The sequence below is a fragment of the Rothia sp. HMSC062H08 genome, from assembly GCF_001810775.1.
Classification (GTDB): domain Bacteria; phylum Actinomycetota; class Actinomycetes; order Actinomycetales; family Micrococcaceae; genus Rothia.
Genome location: NZ_KV802668.1, coordinates 360,279 through 380,847 on the forward strand (window position 1 = coordinate 360,279; position 20,569 = coordinate 380,847).

General features: G+C 61.3%; 17 protein-coding genes. All 17 read left to right on the plus strand.

Going from position 1 to position 20,569, the window contains the following annotated elements; all coding sequences use genetic code 11:
• Nucleotides 1–144: 144 nt before the first annotated feature.
• The 17 genes from HMPREF2765_RS06555 to rpsO all read left to right on the plus strand — a co-directional run bounded on the left by HMPREF2765_RS06555 (nucleotide 145) and on the right by rpsO (nucleotide 20,205).
• Nucleotides 145–1,500: a M50 family metallopeptidase gene (locus HMPREF2765_RS06555; RefSeq protein ID WP_070604791.1), complete on the plus strand. Its 1,356-nt coding sequence runs from the start codon at nucleotides 145–147 to the stop codon at nucleotides 1,498–1,500.
• A gap of 139 nt (nucleotides 1,501–1,639) precedes the next feature.
• The gene (ispG, locus tag HMPREF2765_RS06560) at nucleotides 1,640–2,782 is read left to right on the plus strand and encodes a flavodoxin-dependent (E)-4-hydroxy-3-methylbut-2-enyl-diphosphate synthase (protein ID WP_044142245.1); all 1,143 of its coding nucleotides are present in this window, start codon (nucleotides 1,640–1,642) and stop codon (nucleotides 2,780–2,782) included.
• A gap of 271 nt (nucleotides 2,783–3,053) precedes the next feature.
• Complete coding sequence (locus HMPREF2765_RS06565) at nucleotides 3,054–4,211, plus strand: GNAT family N-acetyltransferase (protein WP_083303629.1); 1,158 nt, start codon at nucleotides 3,054–3,056, stop codon at nucleotides 4,209–4,211.
• Nucleotides 4,212–4,322: 111 nt separating this feature from the next.
• On the plus strand, nucleotides 4,323–6,167 hold the full coding sequence (locus tag HMPREF2765_RS06570; protein ID WP_070604795.1) for a proline--tRNA ligase: 1,845 nt from the start codon (nucleotides 4,323–4,325) through the stop codon (nucleotides 6,165–6,167).
• Nucleotides 6,168–6,253: 86 nt separating this feature from the next.
• On the plus strand, nucleotides 6,254–6,925 hold the full coding sequence (gene rimP, locus HMPREF2765_RS06575) for a ribosome maturation factor RimP (protein ID WP_070604796.1): 672 nt from the start codon (nucleotides 6,254–6,256) through the stop codon (nucleotides 6,923–6,925).
• Between the two features lie 109 nt (nucleotides 6,926–7,034).
• Entirely contained in the window at nucleotides 7,035–8,132 is a 1,098-nt protein-coding gene (gene nusA, locus HMPREF2765_RS06580) for a transcription termination factor NusA (RefSeq protein ID WP_049362942.1), read from the plus strand.
• 251 nt (nucleotides 8,133–8,383) lie between these two features.
• A complete protein-coding gene (locus HMPREF2765_RS06585; protein ID WP_049341695.1) occupies nucleotides 8,384–8,725 on the plus strand; it encodes a YlxR family protein in 342 nt (113 codons plus the stop codon).
• A gap of 219 nt (nucleotides 8,726–8,944) precedes the next feature.
• The gene (gene infB / locus HMPREF2765_RS06590; RefSeq protein ID WP_070604799.1) at nucleotides 8,945–11,812 is read left to right on the plus strand and encodes a translation initiation factor IF-2; all 2,868 of its coding nucleotides are present in this window, start codon (nucleotides 8,945–8,947) and stop codon (nucleotides 11,810–11,812) included.
• 173 nt (nucleotides 11,813–11,985) lie between these two features.
• Nucleotides 11,986–12,426 (plus strand): 30S ribosome-binding factor RbfA, encoded by a 441-nt coding sequence (rbfA, locus tag HMPREF2765_RS06595; protein WP_005507090.1) that lies wholly within the window; start codon nucleotides 11,986–11,988, stop codon nucleotides 12,424–12,426.
• Complete coding sequence (truB, locus tag HMPREF2765_RS06600) at nucleotides 12,427–13,524, plus strand: tRNA pseudouridine(55) synthase TruB (RefSeq protein WP_070604801.1); 1,098 nt, start codon at nucleotides 12,427–12,429, stop codon at nucleotides 13,522–13,524.
• Nucleotides 13,525–13,745: 221 nt separating this feature from the next.
• Nucleotides 13,746–14,483: a DUF4345 domain-containing protein gene (locus HMPREF2765_RS06605; RefSeq protein WP_070594119.1), complete on the plus strand. Its 738-nt coding sequence runs from the start codon at nucleotides 13,746–13,748 to the stop codon at nucleotides 14,481–14,483.
• A 262-nt stretch (nucleotides 14,484–14,745) separates the two neighbouring features.
• Nucleotides 14,746–15,762, plus strand: coding sequence for a bifunctional riboflavin kinase/FAD synthetase (locus HMPREF2765_RS06610; RefSeq protein ID WP_070604804.1), 1,017 nt, complete (start codon nucleotides 14,746–14,748; stop codon nucleotides 15,760–15,762).
• A gap of 284 nt (nucleotides 15,763–16,046) precedes the next feature.
• Nucleotides 16,047–16,505 carry an S-ribosylhomocysteine lyase gene (locus HMPREF2765_RS06615; protein ID WP_005507905.1) on the plus strand — a complete coding sequence of 153 codons (459 nt, stop codon included), beginning with the start codon at nucleotides 16,047–16,049 and terminating at the stop codon, nucleotides 16,503–16,505.
• Entirely contained in the window at nucleotides 16,505–17,398 is an 894-nt protein-coding gene (gene mtnN, locus HMPREF2765_RS06620; RefSeq protein ID WP_005507095.1) for a 5'-methylthioadenosine/S-adenosylhomocysteine nucleosidase, read from the plus strand. Before HMPREF2765_RS06615 ends, mtnN begins: the two co-directional genes overlap by 1 nt.
• Nucleotides 17,399–17,645: 247 nt before the next feature.
• Nucleotides 17,646–17,984, plus strand: coding sequence for a hypothetical protein (locus tag HMPREF2765_RS06625; protein WP_070604807.1), 339 nt, complete (start codon nucleotides 17,646–17,648; stop codon nucleotides 17,982–17,984).
• Nucleotides 17,985–18,236: 252 nt separating this feature from the next.
• Nucleotides 18,237–19,652 carry an amino acid permease gene (locus tag HMPREF2765_RS06630; protein WP_070604810.1) on the plus strand — a complete coding sequence of 472 codons (1,416 nt, stop codon included), beginning with the start codon at nucleotides 18,237–18,239 and terminating at the stop codon, nucleotides 19,650–19,652.
• A gap of 283 nt (nucleotides 19,653–19,935) precedes the next feature.
• On the plus strand, nucleotides 19,936–20,205 hold the full coding sequence (rpsO, locus tag HMPREF2765_RS06635; RefSeq protein WP_005507098.1) for a 30S ribosomal protein S15: 270 nt from the start codon (nucleotides 19,936–19,938) through the stop codon (nucleotides 20,203–20,205).
• The last annotated feature ends 364 nt before the right edge of the window (nucleotides 20,206–20,569 follow it).

Below are 20,569 nucleotides of genomic sequence, written 5' to 3' on the forward strand. Positions count from 1 at the left end.
GCGGGTGCCCCTGTAGGAACGAGGACGAACACCGCCCCTTTTATCGTCCCCATCCAGCCCCTCCAGAAAGCGGGGGAGGGTGCCTTCACAGGCTAAGCGAGTATCCTAGAAGCTTCGTATCCCCGAACCGAAACGAGAAAAAGCGTGGAAATCCTGCTGTACGCTGTGGGCATTATCCTCATGGCAATCGCTATTGCCGTCTCGATTGCCCTGCACGAGGTGGGGCATCTGGTGCCCGCGAAGCTGTTCAATGTGCGCGTCCCGCAGTACATGATTGGCTTCGGTAAGACCGTGTTCTCTTTCCGCCGCGGCGAGACTGAGTACGGTTTCAAGGCGATCCCGTTGGGCGGCTATATTTCGATGATTGGCATGTACCCGCCGAGCCCCACCGAAGTGAAGGAGCACCATACGGAGGGTCATTCGGGGAGTACCAGCCCGTTTGCGTCCTTGGCTGAGGAGGCGCGTGCGGCGGACGCTGAGCGTCTGAAGCCCGGTGATGAGGACCGCCTGTTCTATAAGTTGCCGGTGCTCAAGCGCATGGTGATTATGCTGGGTGGCCCGACCATGAACCTGCTGATTGGTGTGGTGTGTACTGCTGTGCTGATTTGTGGTTTTGGTACGGCGCAGGTGACGAATAAGGTGTCGGCGGTGTCTGAGTGCGTGCCGAGCGTGAATGTCACTCATGATTCGATTAGCTATGGCGAGTGTACTGATAAGTCCACTCCGTCGCCGGCGAAGGCTGCTGGTGTGCAGGTGGGTGACCGTGTGGTTGCTGTGAATGGTGCATCGACGGGTTCGTGGGAGGCTGTGTCTTCGGCGATTCGTGCGGCGGGTTCTCACCCGAGTACTCTGACGGTGGAGCGTAATGGTCAGCGTCTGGATTTGTCGGTGACTCCGGTTGAGATGATCCGCCCGGTTTCTGATGGTAAGGGCCAGTATGCGCGTGCTGCGGATGGTTCGATTGCGACGACTCGCGGCGGTTTTGTGGGTGTTTCGCCGTCGAGTGAGTTGGTGCCTGGTTCTATTACTGAGGTGCCTGCGATGGTGGGCGATACGCTTTCGCGTGTGGGTTCGTCGATGTTGTCGTTGCCGCAGCGTGTGTGGGAGTTGACGGTGACTTTGGTGACTGGTGGTGAGCGTAGTGCTGAGTCGCCGGTGTCTGTGGTGGGTGTGAGCCGTATTGCCGGTGAGGTGACGGCCACTGACCGCATCGACCTGAAGTCGAAGGCTGCGATGTTGGTCTCGCTGGTGGCGAATATGAATTTGATGCTTTTTGCGTTTAACCTGATTCCGCTTCTGCCTCTGGATGGTGGCCACGTGTTGGGTGCGCTCTGGGAGGGTGTGCGTCGTTTCTTTGCACGTTTGACTGGGCGTAAGGATCCGGGTCCGTTTGATCCGGTGAAGTTGTTGCCGCTGACGTATGTGGTGGCGGGCGCGTTCATTGTGATGTCTGTCATTCTGATTGTGGCGGATATTGTTAAGCCCATCACCCTGTTTTAGTGTGTTGTCACGCGCGGTAAGGGTACCCGTATTAGTGCTTTCTTTCGCGTCAGTGGCACAATAAAAAGTTGAACGAAGGATGCGTCGTACGTCCTTCATAACCCATGTATGGAGGAAAACCTTGTCGGTCAGCCTTGGTATGCCGAAGCCCGCTCCCGCGGTTCTGTCCCCGCGTCGTAAGACTCGCCAGTTCAAGGTGGGTTCTGTCGGTGTTGGTTCTGAATCTCCGATTTCGGTGCAGTCGATGACGACCACTAAGACCCACGACATTGGTGCGACTCTGCAGCAGATTGCTGAGTTGACTGCTGCCGGTTGCGATATTGTGCGTGTGGCATGCCCGACCGATAAGGATGCGGAGGCTCTGCCCATTATTGCGAAGCAGTCCCGTATTCCGGTGATTGCTGATATTCACTTCCAGCCGAAGTACGTGTATGCGGCTATTCAGGCTGGTTGCGGTGCTGTGCGTGTGAACCCGGGTAATATCCGTAAGTTCGACGACCAGGTGAAGGAAATCGCTCAGATGGCTTCGGACCACGGCGTTTCTCTGCGTATTGGTGTGAACGCTGGTTCGCTGGATAAGCGTCTGCTGGAGAAGTACGGTAAGGCTACTCCGGAGGCTCTGGTTGAGTCTGCTGTGTGGGAGGCATCGCTCTTTGAGGAGCACGGTTTCCGTGATTTCAAGATTTCTGTGAAGCACAATGACCCTGTGGTGATGGTGGAGGCGTACCGTCAGCTGGCTGAGCGCGGTGACTGGCCCCTGCACTTGGGTGTGACTGAGGCTGGTCCGGCGTTCCAGGGCACTATTAAGAGCTCGGTGGCGTTCGGTACTCTGCTGTCTCAGGGTATTGGCGATACTATTCGCGTGTCGCTGTCTGCTCCTCCGGTTGAGGAGGTGAAGGTGGGCACCAAGATCCTGGAGTCGCTGAACCTTCGCCCCCGCAAGCTGGATATTGTTTCTTGCCCGTCGTGTGGTCGTGCGCAGGTGAACGTGTGGGAGCTTGCTGAGAACGTGACTAAGGGCCTGGAGCACATGAAGGTTCCGCTGCGTGTTGCCGTGATGGGTTGCGTGGTGAACGGTCCGGGTGAGGCTCGTGAGGCTGACCTGGGTGTGGCGTCCGGTAACGGTAAGGGCCAGATTTTCGTGAAGGGTGAGGTCATTAAGACCGTGCCTGAGGATCAGATCGTTGAGACTCTGATTGAAGAGGCGACCCGTATTGCTGCTGAGATGGAGGCTTCGGGCGAGTATGTTCCCGAGGGTTCCCCGGCTGTTTCGGTGAGCTAGTTAGCTTTTGTGCGCGGAGGCGCCCTGGTGAGGGCGCCTCCGCGCTTTTCCGGTTATGTCCGGTTATGGTGGTGGCAGGCTTGGTGCTTGCCGCTGCTGGTTCTGGCCGCGTGATTCGGCTACCTTTTCGGGGTTACATGTCCCCGTGTTTTCACTCAATTTTTATCGCCCATTCTCTACCACTCAACACGTCATGTTCACTCTTTTTTCTCGCCGCCGTAAGGCTGATCGCGCCCGGCGTGCTGCTGTTTCGTCGATGGATTCTTCCCCTATGCCTGATCGCGTGAAGGAACACGTTTTTGCTCTGGACGCTCGGTGGTGCGATGAGCTGGAGGACGTCCTGTTCAGCGACCCGGTCCCGAATCTGTACCCCATTGAGCATTATTTGGCGTGCCCTCTTCCGGTGAGGGCTCCGCGTATTCCGCTGCACTACTATCAGGGTTTTGTGGGCTGTGAGCGTGACGGGCAGTTGTGCTGTGTGCTGCTGTTGGGTTCGAATGTGGTGCCGGTGCGCCTGTGCGGTGCCGCCGTTGAACATGTCGCCGTTGAACACGCTGAACAGGATGCGGATTCTCACGTTGCTGAAGCGCTGGATGCTCCCTCCCTGGACACTCCCACCCTGGATGCGACGGCGCTCGCGCATCGTGACGCGCTGGCTCAGCTGCTGCTGCAGGTGGGTGCTCGCCTGGATTCCATGTTTGGTGAGAGCGTCTTCGTGATGCCCCTGTGGACGCGCATGCAGGAGCTGTGCGAGCAGACTCGCGGCGGTAAGAGCCCGCTGTTGCAGATGCTGCAGCCGAGCCTGGGTGACGGTTGCGATCACCGTGCGCGGGTTCTGTCGGAGCGTCCCAATCAGCCACTGCTGTATCTGCCGCCGGAGAAGGACCTCGCCCGCTTCTACGCCGTGGAGCTTCCTGAGCTGCCGGCGCACCTGCCCGCACCCCTCAAACCTGCCGATGCCCCCACCGGTGCTTTTCAACGTATCGGTGAGCCTGCCGGGTATGCGCGCCTTGCCACCTCCGCGGACCTGGGGGAGCTTCTGCCCGCCGCAGCCGCCATGTTCACCGAGGAGGTCGGCTTCGACCCGGTTGCCCGCTACGGTGACGGCTACGCGGCGCGCCTGCGCACGCTCATTGCCGGTCAGCGCAGCGCCATTGTCACCGACGTGAACGGGCGCGTCATCTTCAAGGCGGATGCGGGCATCGTGAACCTGGACGCCGCGCAGGTGCAGGGCGTGTGGCTGCATCCGGACTACCGCGGCTACGGTCTGGCTAAGCCGTTCTTTGCCGCCGCCGCGCAGGTTCTGCAGCGCCGCTACCCGCACTTGAGCCTGTACGTGAACGACTACAACGCCCGTGCTCTTGCCATGTATCGGGGGACCGGTTGGGAGCAGATTGGGCAGTTCTCGACCATCATTTTTGAGCGCTAAACACGCCGAACCCTAAAACGCTATAAAATTAAAGACGACTGTGCCTATTTACGGCTCACCCGGTGAGCCTCGGGCACCCCACCTAAACCTATCGACCTTTCAAGGAGAATCGTGGTACTTCGCCTTTCCAACCTCTTCGTGCGCACTCTGCGCGAGGACCCCGTAGATGCCGAGGTCGCCAGCCACAAGCTGCTGGTCCGCGCCGGTTACATCCGCCGCGCAGCCCCCGGCGTGTACACCTGGCTGCCCCTGGGCCTGAAGGTACTGCGCAAGGTCGAGAACATCATCCGTGAAGAGATGGACGCCATTGGTGCGCAGGAAGTTCACTTCCCCGCACTGCTGCCCCGCGAACCCTACGAGGCAACCAACCGCTGGGACGAGTACGGTGACAACCTCTTCCGCCTCAAGGACCGCAAGGGTGCAGACATGTTGCTGGCCCCCACTCACGAGGAAATGTTCACCCTGCTGGTTAAGGACCTGTACTCCTCCTACAAGGACCTGCCTGTTTACCTGTACCAGATTCAGACCAAGTACCGCGACGAGGCGCGCCCCCGCGCGGGTCTGCTGCGCGGCCGCGAGTTCGTCATGAAGGACTCCTACTCCTTCAACATTGACGATGAGGGCCTGAACGAGGCGTACATGGCTCACCGTGCCGCCTACCAGCGCATCTTTGAGCGCCTGGGCCTGGAGATTGTCATTGTGACCGCACAGTCCGGCGCGATGGGTGGCTCCCGCAGTGAAGAGTTCCTGCACCCGACCCCCATCGGTGAGGACACCTTCGTGCGTTCCGCAGGCGGATACGCGGCAAACGTTGAGGCCGTCACCACCGTGGTTCCCGAGGAAATCGAAATCACCGAGGACACCCCGGCGGCACTCGTTGTGGACACCCCCGACTCCGCCACCATTGAGACCCTGGTGGAGCGCATGAACGAACTGCACTCCGAGGTTATCGGCGGCACCCTGGATGCTTCGCAGACCCTCAAGTGCTTCCTGGGCACCGTCATCACCCCCTCCGGCGAGCGTAAGGTCTTCGCCGTGGGCGTTCCCGGCGACCGTGCCGTGGACCTGGGGCGCGTTGAGGTCAACATCGGTGCCCTGCTGGGCATCGGCGGCGAGGTTGAGGTTGAGGCAGCCAGCGAAGAGGACCTGAAGGCATACCCGCAGCTGGTCAAGGGCTACATTGGCCCCGGCCTGAGCCTGGACGCGCCCCTGTTCGGTGCGCACACCGAGGACGAGGATGCGGTAGCTTCCGCAACCGGTATTCCCTTCTTCGTTGACCCCCGCGTGGTGCGCGGTACCCGCTGGGTGACCGGCGCAAACGAAGAGGGCAAGCACGTGGCGAACCTGGTCTTCGGCCGCGACTTCACCGCCGACGGCGTCATTGAGGCGTGCGAGGTGCGTGAAGGCGACCCGGCACCGGACGGCTCCGGTGAGCTGGTGGCAGCCCGCGGTATCGAGATGGGCCACATCTTCGCCCTGGGCCGCAAGTACGCTGAGGCACTGGGTCTGAAGGTTCTGGACCAGAACGGCAAGCTGCAGACCGTGACCATGGGCTCCTACGGCGTGGGCGTGACCCGCGCACTGGCTGCTATCGCCGAGGGTAACCACGACGAGAAGGGCCTGATCTGGCCGCGCAACCTGGCACCGGCAGACGTGCACATCGTCGTTACCGGCAAGGACGCAGCATCCCACGAGTACGCTGAAAAGCTCAGCGCATCTCTGGAATCCGCCGGCCTGCAGGTCATGCTGGACGACCGCCCGAAGACCAGCCCCGGCGTGAAGTTCGGCGACGCCGAGCTGCTGGGCGTGCCCACCATCCTGGTGATTGGTCGCGGCTTCAAGGACGGCGTGCTGGAGCTGAAGGACCGCCGCAGCGGTGAGGCTCGCGAGGTGTCCGTCGAGAACGCGGTGGCTGAGGTCATCGCTGAGGTGCGCGCGCCTAAGGCACGCCACTAGCCCGCTAAGACGTAAAACCGTCGCCACCTGCCCCGCCTCCCCGGAGGTGGGGCAGGGTAGCGGCGGAAGAATGAAAGAAGAGAACTATGGCATATAAGCCGAAGCGTTCTGGCTCTAAGAAGAGCGCCCCGAATGCGCGCGCTCGCCGTGCCGCATCCCGCGTGGCGAATGGTGTGAACGCTCCCCGCACTCGCGCTGATAGCGAGCCCGTGGTGGAGGCACCGGTGCGCGTGGGTACCCGCGCGATCCGCGAGGAGGAGGTCGCCGAGGCGATTGCCCCGGTTATCTCCGAGTTCTCGCTGGTGCTGGAGGGCCTGAAGATTTCGGGTCCGGCGGCGAACCGCACCGTGAAGATTACGGTGGACTACACCGCTGAGCGTACCGATTCGCTGTCGCTGGATTCCCTCGCGGAGATTTCCGGTGCGATTTCGAACGCCCTGGATCGTGCGGATGAAAACGACGAGTTCTTCCCCTATGAGCTGGAGGTGTCCTCGCCCGGTGCTACCCGCGCTCTGACCGAGCGTCGCCACTGGGAGCGTGCCCGTACCCGCCTGATTGCGGTCACCGCACCCGACGGCACCGAGTACCTGGCGCGTCTGCACGAGGTGCAGGATGAGGGTCCGGTGCTGGCTCGTAAGAAGAACACGAAGAAGGGTCAGAAGGAGTCGTACCACGAGCCGAGCTTGCTTCCGTGGGAAAATATTGCTTCTGCTCACGTCGAGATTGACTTCAATTCGCCCGCTGAGCCGGTAGAATAGAGTTATTAAAGCTTCAGGCACGGGGTGCTCCGTGCCAGGTATATACCGTTCGGGAGCCGGGGCGCACTAAGCGTCCCGGCGCCGTGCTAACTGGGAAAGGCTGAAAAGCGTGGAGGATATTAAAACTATTGACCTGGGCGCACTGCGCGCATTGGCGAAGCAGCGCTCTCTCGTCATGGAGGAGCTCTTCACCCTGGTTGAGAACGCCCTGCTGCTTGCGTACATGAAGCAGCCCGGCGCTATTAAGGGCTCTCGTGCCGTCATCGACCACACCACCGGCGAGTTCGTCATTCTGGCTCCTGAGCTTGATGAGGACAACCAGAAGATTGACGAGTTCGACGATACCCCGAACAACTTTGGCCGTATCGCTGCCGCAACCGTCCGTCAGGTGCTCTCGCAGCGTCTGCGTGACGCTGAGGACGCATCCGTTCTGGGCGAGTTCAAGGACCGTGAGGGCACCCTGGTGTCCGGCGTAATCCAGCAGGGCAACAACCCGCGTATGGTTCAGGTTGACCTGGGCACCGTTGAAGCTGTTCTGCCCAGCAACGAGCAGGTTCCGGGCGAGAAGTACCCGCACGGTACCCGCCTGCGCGCCTACCTGGTTGAGGCTCGCCGCGGCCCGAAGGGTCCCTCGATTGTGGTTTCTCGTTCGCACCCGAACCTGGTTCTGCGCCTGTTCGAGCACGAGGTTCCCGAAATCTCTGAGGGCCTGGTTTCCATTAACTCCATCGCACGTGAAGCTGGTCACCGCTCCAAGATTGCTGTGTCCGCGAAGAACCCGACCATCAACGCTAAGGGCGCCTGCATCGGCGATATGGGTGCCCGCGTGCGTGCGGTTGCTGCCGAGCTGAACGACGAGAAGATTGACATTGTCGACTACTCGACCGATCCGGCAACCTTCATCGCTGCGGCACTGTCTCCGGCGAAGGTCACCGAGGTCATTATCGCGAACCCGCGTGAGTACTCCGCTCGTGCCGTGGTTCCGGATGACCAGCTGTCCCTGGCTATCGGCCGTGAGGGTCAGAATGCGCGTCTGGCAGCGAAGCTGACCGGCTGGCGTATCGATATTCTCTCCGAGTCCAAGTACGCTCAGGTTCGTGCCGAGGAAGAGGTTGCAGCTCGCGTGGCTCGTAGCCTGGCTGAAGAAGCTTCCGCTGAGAAGGCAATTGAAGAAGCAGCAGAAGAGTCCGCACAGGACGCTGAATAAGCATTAGCCCCGGTGAGGGGCGTATCCCGCGGCATATCCTTTTGATACAGGCGCAAGAGATCGGGCAGCAACGTGCCCGGTGTTCTTGCGCCTGCGTCACAGTTTTGCCCATGATTCTTAAAAACGGGATACACTATTAAGATGTGCCGGTGCGTAACCGGGCGCTTTATCGTGCCCTCACGCGCACCGGATAGAGCATCACGAATGTACTGCGAACGCGGTTCTACACACGCTAGAGAGGGGAGAGGACCATGAGCAATCACGACCTCACCGCAACCTCCGAAGCGTTTGAAGGACCGGTCCGCACCTGCATCGGATGCCGTGCCCGCGATGAACAGCGCAACCTGCTGCGCATCGCCCGCACACCCGTCACGTCTGCTACCGAGCAGGCGGACACCCCGCCCTATCAGCCCGATACGGCGGGAACTATGCCCGGACGAGGCGCTTGGATCCATCCGAGCGAAAAGTGCGTAGCCGCTCTGCAGAAAAAGAACGGTCTGGCGCGCGCCTTCAAAAAAGCGGTCCCTGCAGCCCAGCTGCAGGCGTGCTGTGAGCAGATTCGAGCCGTTATTGCGGACTCGACCCCCTCATAGACGCTTTTCGGGTATATGCCCTCTGTAAGTCAACGAGTTTGACGACTTCTTATCTGAAAGCGAGTCAGAAAACTGATGGATATCTAATGAGTGCCGCGAAATGAGTACCCTTTCGTGCTCACCCACCGGCAATTTCACGAATTGGCGCGCCTTCGGGCGTGCACCCCGTAAACATTAGTGTCCGCACCATTCCCGGTGCGGACCGGGAATGGAGAAAATTTGGCTCAGCCTCGAGTACACGAGTTTGCTAAAGAAGTAGGCGTACCTTCCAAGGAAGTTATTGCCAAGCTTAAGGATATGGGCGAGTTCGTTAAGAGCTCCTCTTCCACCCTGAACCCCATGGTTCTGAAGAAGCTGCGCGCGGAATTCCCCGCCGCAGCCGCTAAGCCTGCCGCAAAGGCAGCACCCGCGGAGTCGGCAGCTAAGCCTGCCGCTAAGCCGGCACCCAAGCCCGCAGCAGCAAAGCCCGCCGCTAAGCCTGCGGCAGCCCCCAAGCCCGCAGCGGCAAAGCCTGCCGCTAAGCCGGCACCTAAGCCTGCAGCTAAGCCTGTCGCAGCTGAGAGCGCAGCTCCCAAGCCTGCAGCAGCTAAGCCCGCCGCAAAGCCGGCAGCAGCACCCAAGCCCGGCGGCCCCCGCCCGGGTAACAACCCCTTCGCATCCCAGCAGGGCATGGCACGCCCCGAGGCTGCACCGAAGCCGGCAGCACCCAAGCCTGCCGCTCCGAAGCCCGGCCCCAAGCCCGGTCCTCGCCCCGGTAACAACCCCTTCGCATCCCAGCAGGGTATGAAGCGTGGCGGCGGCGACTCCCAGCGTTCCGGCGGTCCCCGTCCGGCACGTAACGGTCGTCCCGGTGGCAACGGTGGCGCACGCCCCGGCGGTAACGGCGGTCCCCGCCCCGCAGGTGGCGCACGTCCCGGTGGTAACGGTGGCCCCCGTCCGGCAGCTGGCGCACGTCCCGGTGCACCCCGTCCGGCTGGTGGCGGCGGCGCACGCCCGAACCCCTCGATGATGCCCAAGGTATCCAACGTTGGTGGCGGCGCGTCCGGTTCCAACAACGGCGGCGGTAACGGTGGCGGCGGCGCACGTCGCGGCGGCGGTTCCGGCGGCGGCTTCAACCGCGGTCCGGGTCGTCCCGGCCCCGGCGGTCGCGGCAACGCACAGGGTGCATTCGGTCGCGGCGGTTCCAAGCGTAAGGGCCGCAAGTCCAAGGCAGCTCGCCGCCATGAGCAGGAGCAGCTGAACGCACCGGCACCCGGTGGCGTGGTTGTTCCTCGCGGCGACGGCTCGACCGAGATTCGTCTGCGCCGTGGCGCGTCCATCATGGACTTCGCTGAGAAGATTGGCGCAAACCCGGCATCGCTGATTACGGTTCTCTTCCACCTGGGTGAGATGGCTACCCAGACTCAGTCCCTGGACGAGGAGACCTTCGAGCTGCTGGGTGCCGAACTGGGTTACTCGATCAAGATTGTTTCCCCGGAGGATGAGGAGCGCGAGCTGCTCGAATCCTTCGACATCGACCTCGAAGCCGAAGCAGAAGCTGAGGGCGAGGACGTTCTGGAGGTTCGTCCCCCGGTCGTTACCGTCATGGGTCACGTTGACCACGGTAAGACCCGCCTGCTGGACGCTATCCGTAACACCAACGTCATTGAGGGTGAGGCCGGCGGCATTACCCAGCACATTGGTGCATACCAGGTCCACACCACCGTTGAGGGTGAAGACCGCGCGATTACCTTCATCGATACCCCCGGTCACGAGGCGTTCACCGCTATGCGTGCCCGTGGTGCGAAGGTCACCGACGTGGCAATCCTCGTGGTCGCAGCGGATGACGGCGTTATGCCCCAGACCGTTGAGGCACTGAACCACGCACAGGCAGCTAACGTGCCGATTGTGGTTGCTGTGAACAAGATCGATAAGGAAGGCGCGTCCCCGGACAAGATCCGTGGCCAGCTCACCGAGTACGGTCTGATCCCCGAAGAGTACGGTGGCGACACCATGTTCGTGGACGTCTCCGCTCGCAACGGCACCAACATCGACGAGCTGCTTGAGGCTGTCACCCTGACCGCTGACGTGCTCGAACTGACTGCTAACCCGAACAAGGAAGCACGCGGCGTTGCTATTGAAGCAAACCTGGACAAGGGCCGCGGTGCGGTTTCCACCGTCCTGGTTCAGTCCGGTACCCTGCGCGTCGGTGACGCTATCGTTGCCGGTGTTGCTCACGGCCGTGTTCGTGCAATGTTCGATGAGAACGGTCAGGCTGTGAAGGAAGCTGGCCCGTCCCGCCCCGTTCAGGTGCTGGGTCTGTCCACCGTTCCTCGTGCAGGCGACACCTTCCTCTCCACCGAGGAAGAGCGTACCGCTCGTCAGATCGCTGAGAAGCGTGAGGCTGCTGATCGTAACGCTCAGCTGGCTAAGCGTCGTAAGCGCGTGACCCTCGAGTCCTTCGATGCCGCTGTGGCTGAGGGCAAGATGGACACCCTGAACCTGATCATTAAGGGTGACGTCTCCGGTGCTGTGGAAGCACTGGAAGAGTCCCTGATGAAGATCGACGCCGGTGGCGACGAGGTTCAGTTGCGCGTCATCCACCGCGGTGTGGGTGCTATTACCCAGAACGACGTGAACCTGGCTACCGTGGACAACGCGGTCATCATCGGCTTCAACGTCCGCCCGGCAGAGCGCGTTGCCGAACTTGCCGACCGCGAAGGCGTCGAGATGAAGTTCTACTCGGTCATCTACCGTGCGATTGAGGAAATTGAGCAGGCCGTCAAGGGTATGCTCAAGCCCGAGTACGAGGAAGTGGAGCTCGGCTCCGCAGAGATCCGCGAGGTCTTCCGCTCCTCCAAGTGGGGCAACATCGCAGGTTCGATCGTCAAGAACGGCATCATCAAGCGCAACGCCAAGGCACGCCTGGTGCGCGACGGTTCCGTGGTGGCAGACAACCTCACCATCGAGTCGCTGCGTCGTTTCAAGGACGACGCTACCGAGGTTCGCGAAGGTTTCGAGTGTGGTATTGGCCTCGGCTCCTTCAACGACATCAAGGAAGGCGACATTATCGAGACTTGGGAGATGCGCGAAAAGCCGCGTGTCTAAGACTCACACGCTGATGCGCCCGTCACCCGCTAGTGTTCCCGCACCCGCAGGCTTCTAAAACTTAGAGCCTGCGGGGCGGGTGCTGGCGGGGCGGGCGCTTCCGCATTACCTGGAACGCTTCCAAAGCACCTCGAGTGCCCACGGAAGCGCCACAACATTTCAAGGAGAAACACATGGCTGATGCAGCCCGCGCGGCACGACTTGCCGACCGCATCAAGGTAATTGTGGCGAAGGCGCTGGAGCGTCGTGTTAAGGACCCCCGCCTCGGTTTTGTGACCATTACCGATGCCCGCGTGACCAACGACCTGCAGCACGCAACCCTGTACTACACCGTGTTCGGCTCCGAAGAGGACGCCGCAAACACCAAGAAGGCGCTGGAATCCGCTAAGGGCATTCTGCGCGCCGAGGTTGGTAAGAACATCACTGCCCGCCTGACCCCCACCCTGACTTTCGTCGCTGACGAGGTTCCCGAGAACGCCTTCCACATTGAGGCGCTTCTGCGTGAGACTCGCGAGCGCGACGCCGCCCTGGCTGCTGCAGCCGAGGGTGCCGAGTACGCTGGTGAGGCTGACCCCTACAAGAAGGATGAGCCTGCCGAGGGTGAGGACGCCTAAGTGGCGAAGAAACAACCTCAGGGCCCGTCCGGCCTGATGGTCATTGATAAGCCCGCCGGGATGAGCAGCCACGATGCGGTCTCTCAGATGCGTCGTATTGCTGGCACCCGGCGGGTTGGTCACGCCGGTACGCTGGATCCCGCCGCGACCGGCGTGCTGATTTTGGGCATCAATAAGGCGACGAAGCTGCTGACCTACCTGGTCGGTCAGGATAAAACCTATGACGCGACGATTCGCTTAGGGCTTGAGACGCTGACTGAGGATGCCGAGGGCGAGCACACCGCCGCGCATCCTGATGCCGTCGAGGCGCTGACCGGTCTGGACGCTGAGCAGATGCACTCGCGCATCCTGGAGGCTGTGGCGCAGCTGAGCGGCGATATTCTGCAGGTTCCTTCTGCGGTGTCCGCTATTAAGATCAACGGTGTTCGTTCGTATGCGCGTGTGCGTAGCGGTGAGCAGGTTGAGTTGGCGGCGCGTCCGGTGACGATTAGCGAGTTCACGGTACATTCCATCAACCCTGGTTTTGCCGAGTACGTGATTGAGGACCCCGAGAATGAGGGCGAACACGCGGCAACCTCGGTTCCCGTGATTGACTGCAAGGTGACGGTTTCGTGCTCTTCGGGCACCTATATTCGTGCCCTGGCGCGTGATTTGGGCAAGATTCTGGGCACCGGTGGCCACCTGACGGCTCTTCGCCGTACCCGTGTGGGCGCGGTGGTGCTTGAGGATGCCGCCGATTTGGCGCAGTTGAAGCAGCGCCGTGAAGAGTCGGAGGCACCGCTGGAAGATTTGCCGCTGCTTCCCCTGGAGGAGGCGGCACGCCGCATCTTTGGTGCGCGTGAGCTCTCTGCCGCGGAGGCGAGCGACATTTCTTACGGTCGTCGTATTAGCCCCAGCGGTGACGGTTCCGTGGTGAAGCGTTCCGTGCACGCGAGCGCGGATGAGTCCGGCGCGGTGCAGCATGCCAGCGTTGAGGGTATTGTGGCGGGCTTCGCCCCGGACGGTACCCTGGTTGCCCTCCTGGAGAATAAGAAGCAGCGCGGGAAGGTGCAGGCCGCCCCGGTGCTGGTTTTTGAGGCGAATCGTTCCTTCAACTAGGCGTTGAGGGCTTATAATGGGCGAAGAGGGTTCGGCGTTTGCGCCTGCCCACACCTGATTCCTTCAAGCCTGATTCCTCAAGCCTGATTGATCCAGTGCCTATTGAATATGCGCCCTACCGAATGTGCGCCCCCTATTCATTCAACACGCTAACGTAAACAACCCCTGAACACACATGACTACTCGTGCGGGTGCCGCCCGGCCCCGCTGAAGGAGAGAAGATGAGCGAGAACCAGAGCTCTGCTAAGAAGGCGAGTGAGCCTCGTACCGCGCCGGTACCCCGCGTGGAGTCTGCACAGGCTGAAGCTACCGTAACCGGGGCTGCTACTCAGAGCGGTGCCGCGAAGGCTGCCGGTGCTAAGAACGCTGAGCCTATTTCTGCGGCGAAGGCACCCGAGGGTGTTCGCGTAGCCGCACCGGCGTCCGGCGATAAGGCGTCGCAGAAGGCGGCTAAGAAGGCTGAGAAGAAGGCAACCCGCGAGGCGTTTGCCCGCCCCAAGAGCCTTGAGGAGGCGGCTAAGCCTCAGAACCGTGCGGCGTTCCGCGCGGCGGTGGCGCTGTACGGTCTGTTCATGATTGCGTACGGTGTGTGGCAGGTTCTGGGCGGTGTCCGCGTCATTCCGGATGCGCCTCAGGACTTTGCGAACGCCTCGGTGCAGTCGAACTACGTGTTCTTCGCGGCAGCCTATGTGGGTGTGGGCCTGTCCTTCGTGTTCATTGCCCTGAAGTTCAAGTGGGTGAACATGCTCGTGTTCTCCTGCCTGGTGGTTTTCTTGGGCGGCGTGGGTCGTATCCTGTCGTGGGCGTTCTTCGGCACCCCGCACTGGTCGCTGATCGTGCTGATGGTGACTGAGCTTGTGATTCCTCCGTGCCTGCTGGTGTGGTACGGCTGGATTAACAAGTCCAATAAGATTCGCGAGGAGATGCTGAAGGCTTCTCGTAACCAGGCTCGTAAGTAGTCGTAACGCCCGGGAAGGTTCCTGCCGCACGGTGGGGTGCCTGCCCGGGCTTTCTTATGGGTGGGTGCTGCGCATGGATTTTCCAGGTGCGGAGGCTGCACAGTTGAGTGCCAGATACCCCGCCGCATCCGCAAAGGTAGGGGAGAGGGCACCGCCTGCGAGGGGCGCCGTTCCATTCCCTGTTGATTCCCGTTTTGAATTCTGCATCCTGCCGCCTGTGGTCTAGGATGGTTAGGTACATTTATCTTTTTCAGGAGAGCCCGTGACCCTCTACACCGCTTTGAGCGAGGTCCCCGCCGGCTACGGCCCCTCGGTCGTGACCATCGGCAATTTTGACGGCGTGCACCGTGGACATGCCCGCGTGATTTCGCGCGTGGTCTCCCTTGCTGAAGAGCACGGTTTGAGCTCTATCGCGGTCTCTTTTGACCCGCACCCGATGCAGGTGCACCGTCCCGAGGCGGCCCACCACGACATTATGGGTCAGGGTTCGCGCCGCTACTTCATGTGCCTGCTGGGCCTGGAGGACTACCTGCTGCTGCACTACAGTCTGGAGTTCGCGCAGCAGACCCCCGAAGAGTTCGTGAAGTCCACCTTCGTGGATGCGCTGAACGCGCGTTTCGTGGTCATCGGTGACGACGTGCGCTTTGGTAACAACAACTCCGGCGACCTGAACACCATGCGTGAGCTGGGGGAGAAGTACGGCTTTGAGGTGGTTGTCGTTGAGGATCTGATGGTGGATGAGAACACCCGCTGCTCCTCGACCCGCATCCGCCAGCTGCTGCTGGAGGGCGATATGCCCGCCGCAACCGAGCTGCTGGGCCGCCACCACATGATGGCTGGTGAGGTCGTACACGGTCTGGCGCGCGGCCGCGAGTTGGGCTTCCCGACCGCGAACCTTGAGCTTGAGGCACGCGGCCTGATTCCCGCCGACGGTGTGTACGCCGGCTGGCTGGTGGACGAATCCGGTAACCGTCACCCCTCCGCTATTTCGGTGGGTACGAACCCGACCTTTGACGGTATTGAGCACCGCCAGGTTGAGGCGCACGTGATTGACCGCCCGGAAGAGCGCGTGGAGGATTTCAACCTGTACGGTCAGCGTGTGCTGATTGAGTTCGTGAAGCGTCTGCGTCCCATGGTGGCGTACACCGGTGTTGAGGCGCTGATTGAGCAGATTAACGATGATGTGGTGCAGACCCGCGAGGTGCTGGCTGAGGACGCGAAGAACTACTGCCCGCCGGAGTGCCCGGTGCAGGCGGAAGTGAAGCATCCCCAGCTCTAACCCCACCACGGGTAACCCAGCCACAGGGCGCCGCAGCCTGCATTTTCTGCGGTGATGACGTGTGATGCCCCGGCGGTAAGATTTTCGGATCTGCCGCCGGGGCTTTTGCGTACCCGACCGGACGGGCAAAAGCGGGCACCTTCTTCACACCTGACCGCCTGCGCCTTCCGACGAAACCTCGTGCCCCGCACGCCTCGACGTTCTGCGCCGCACACCTTGACGTTCTGTGCTGCCCGCGAGGCACCCCTGTTTTAGTCGTCCCCGTTTTAAGAGAAGATAGAGTCATGGAAAAAATGAACGTCGAATCCTTCAACCTCGACCACCGCGCCGTAGCAGCACCCTACGTGCGTATCGCAGACCGCAAGGTCCTGCCCGGTGGCGACACCCTCATCAAGTACGATATCCGCTTCACCCAGCCGAACACCGCGCACCTGGAAATGCCGACCGTGCACTCCATCGAGCACCTGAGCGCCGAGCACATGCGCAACCACACCGACCGTCTGATTGACTTCTCCCCGATGGGCTGCCAGACCGGTTTCTACGCGCTGACCCTGGGCCTGGAGCCCGAGGATTTCTTCCCCATCCTGGAAGCAACCCTCAACGATATCCTCAACGCAACCGAGGTTCCGGCAGCGAACGAGGTGCAGTGCGGTTGGGGTGCCAACCACACCCTCGAAGGCGCGCAGGCTGCGGCTCGCGAGTTCCTCGCGGCACGCGATGAGTGGGCTCAGGTGATGGCGTAATGAGCGCACAGATCCCTGATGCTTTCGCATCCGCCTTCAACCCGGTGGACTTTGACCCGAACGCTTTCGACCCGGCTGAGGCATTCAACAGCATGTTTGAGCTGATGGACGGCATGTCTAACGCCATCATCATTCAGGTGGCTATGGATGAGGAGCTTGCACCCTTCCTGAAGGTGACCGAGGAGCTGCAGCCGTCCTTCACCGAGGGTGCCGCAGTATTCCACCCGCGTTACCTGCAGGTGGGCGAGGACCAGGTTCCGCTGCTGCTGGTTCGCTCCAAGATTGGTCTGGTGAACGCGGCGAGCGCCGTCACCGAGGCGATCAGCTACTCCTCGAACTGCCTGGGCGTCATCAGCGCAGGTACCGCTGGCGGTTTGGCTCGCGGCATTAACGTGGGCGACGTGCTGATTGGCGAGAACTACACCTACACTGACGCCGACGCGACCGCGTTCGGTTACGCGCGCGGTCAGGTTCCGGGCATGCCCGAAAGCTACGACGGTCAGGCGGATGAGTGGCAGGATGCTCTGGAGCATGCGCTCGCCGCACTGGAGCCGGTGCGTGAGCAGGCTGAGAGCCCGTGGGAGGTGCGCCGCGGCCAGATGCTGGCGGGTAACTCCTTCGTAACCGCCCACAACGTGAAGGACACCCGCGAGGCATTCGAGGGCGCCATCAGCACCGATATGGAGACCACCGCTATTGCGCAGGTCTGCCACAACTACGAGATTCCGTTTATCGGAGTGCGTTGCGTGTCTGATCTGTGCGGCCCGGAGGCTGACCAGGACTTCCACCTCTCCGTGGATGTGGTGGCTCCTCGTTCGGCTCGTTACGCGCTGCAGCTGGCTGCTGAGCTGTGGACCGAAGCGCAGCTAGAGGCGCTGGAGCTGGCTCTCTAAAGCTCTAGAACTAAAGCTCTAGAGCATGCGGCACGAAGTGAGCTCGCATGCGGCAAGTGCCGGGGCGTGAACCTGACGGGTTTGCGCCCCGGTATTTTTATGCCGGTCCTTTTGTGCCGGTCTTTTTGTACTGGTTTTTGTACCCCAGTCTTTTTCTGATCAGGCACTTTGATGTACCCGGTCCGTAAGAAACGCAGAAATATTAACCGCGGTGAATATACATTCTGTGTGTCGTGGAGTACTATGAATGTGGAAACTGTCCGATCTCACAGAGGAGTACGTCGTGAAGTTCTGCCCGACTCTCGCCTCCGTCACCGGTCTGCTCGGTGGCTACAAGGTTGCATCTAGCACCGGCATCCGCCCGCTCGGTGGCGCTGTCCTGGCACTGTGCGGTGCCGTGGCTTACAAGAATTGGAAGCGTAAGGCTGGCGCAGGCCGTGCCACCTTCCTCACCGCTCTCTACCTCGGCGCGTTCGGCGCCGCTCATCCGCTCGCCAAGAAGCTTGGCGCGTGGCCTGCAGTCTACACCGTGACTGCGGTAACCGCTCTGTCCTCTATCGTCATTGGACGTAAGCGACAGAAGTAATCTTTGACGAAAAGACGGCGGAAAGGCAACGTTGCCTTCCCGCCGTCTTTTGCGTTCCCTCCCACCGTACCGGTTGGGTGGGGATGCGCCGGGGCGACGCGCGAAGGCAACACCTTCCGCGCAACGCCCCATCACTCGATGGGGAGTGAATCAACCGGTACCGCTCTCAGTCACCTGCTGAGCTGCGGCACCGCCCGATACGTTTCCCCGCCACCGGCGGGTACACCCCACGAGGTAAAGGAAAAGAAGAAGATGAATACCACTCCGGACTCATCCCCGGTACAGCAGGGCGTAGCTGAGGCTACCTCCGAGAGCCCGCAGCTAGCGCGTGGACTCTCCCTGCGTCACATCATGTTCATCGCCCTCGGCTCCGCCATCGGCACCGGCCTGTTCTACGGCTCGGCATCCGCCATTCAGCTGGCGGGCCCCTCCGTGCTGCTTGCCTACGTTATTGGCGGCGCGGCAGTGTTCATGGTGATGCGCGCAATGGGCGAACTCGCCCTGGCGCACCCGGTCTCCGGAGCGTTCTCCGAATACGCCACCCGCTACCTCGGACGCTGGGCTGGCTTCGTAACCGGCTGGACCTATGCCCTGGAAATGGCGCTGGTCGCCATCGCGGACGTCACCGCCTTTGCCGTGTACATGAAGTTCTGGTTCCCGAACAGCCCCTCCTGGATTTGGATTGTCTCGGTTCTGCTGATTCTGCTCGCCATTAACCTGGCGAAGGTCAAGGCGTTCGGCGAAACCGAATTCTGGTTTACCCTCGTGAAGGTCAGCGCCATTATCGCCATGATCGTTGGCGGCGTGGTTCTGCTCTTCGTGGGTGTGCAGGCGCACGACTCCGTGGCGCCCTCGGTTACGAACCTCTGGGCTCTTGAGGGCGGCTTCTTCGCAAACGGATTTACCGGCTTCCTCGCTTGCTTTACCGTGGTGATGTTTGCCTTCGGCGGTATTGAGAACATCGGTATTGCCGCCGGTGAGGCGAAGGACCCGCGCACCTCGATTCCCAAGGCGATTCGCACGGTGCCGTTGCGCATCCTCATCTTCTACATTCTGACCCTGTCGGTCATCATGTCCCTGTACCCCTGGTACTCGGTGACCAAGGCGAACTCGCCGTTCGTGCAGATCTTTGAGGGACTGGGCATTCCGGCTGCCGCTTCGATTCTGAACGTGGTCATCATTACCGCCGCCATCTCTGCGCTGAACGCGGATGTGTACGGTGCCGGCCGCATGATGTACGGCCTGGCGAAGCAGAACCTGGCGCCGGCTTCCTTTGCGAAGGTTACGAAGAATGGTGCGCCCTGGATGACCACCCTCATCATGGTGCTGGTTATGGCGGTCGGCGTGATTGTGAACGTGCTCTTCGAGAACGCGTTCGAGGTGGTCGCCTCCCTGGCAACCTTCGCGACCGTATTCGTGTGGGTCATGATTCTGCTGGCGCACATTGCCTTCAAGCGCAGCGGCGCCGATACCGAGGCGCAGCCGGTACGCCAGCCCCTGTGGCTGAGCTACCTGGCGTTGGCGTTCATGATCTTTATCGTGGTGCTCTTCGGCTGCTTTTCCGATACCCAGCTGGCGCTGGTGATGGGCGCAATCTGGTGCCTGTTCCTGCTGGGCTACTACCGCCTCGTGGTGGTGCGCACTCGCGCTGAAGCAGCAGAAGCATAGGGAGCAGAAGCACAGACACCGAATAAACGTAGAGCCCTGTGCGAGAACCCGGCGTGAGAGCCCGGTGCGAGAACCCGGCTGCAAAGCCCGGCGACCGGTAGTGTGATGAGCTACCTGTCGCCGGGCTTCTGCTCACCCTTCCACGAAAGCGCCCCGGTAGCGTAGAATGGGAAGAACGCGTCTGCAGTCCGCAGTAGACGACGTGTATTACAGGGCGTAAGCCCACCACCCGGCGGCAACCGTCCGTACGGGACGTATGCGGTACTAACTCTAGGAGTTAAAAGTGGCACTGGATCCCGCTGTCAAGCAGGCAATCATCAAGGAATACGCAACCCACGAGGGCGACACCGGTTCGCCCGAGGTTCAGATTGCAGTTCTGTCTCGTCGTATCGCCGACCTGACCGAGCACCTGAAGTTCCACAAGCACGATCACCACTCCCGTCGTGGCCTGATGATCCTCGTTGGTCGTCGCCGCAACATGCTCGGCTACCTGAAGAGCGTCGACATCGAGCGTTACCGTTCGCTGATCGAGCGCCTGGGTCTGCGCCGATAAAACAGGAGCGTCTTGACGCTTTTGTGGTGATTAATCGCCTTTAGGCGGTGTGTGCGGACGTGCTGTCAGCGCTACCAACCCTCCAACACGGAGGCGGGTAGCGCCAGCGCGTCCGTACTGCCGCGTTGAGGGGCGCATCTTCCGCTCGCTAGATTCCAACGCCGCGTGAGAAGATGCCGCCTCACCTGAAAGAAAGAACAGAAGGCCGTGCCGGCACACACGCCGCGGTCCTCGGTAGCGAATTACGGAACAACACCACTCCCACAACCGTGCCGACACACGTCGCGCACACGAAAAGGCGGGGGAGAGGTGCCGTGGTTTCCTATCGAAGGCCGACTCGTGCGCCGTACGGCCTGCCAAGAAG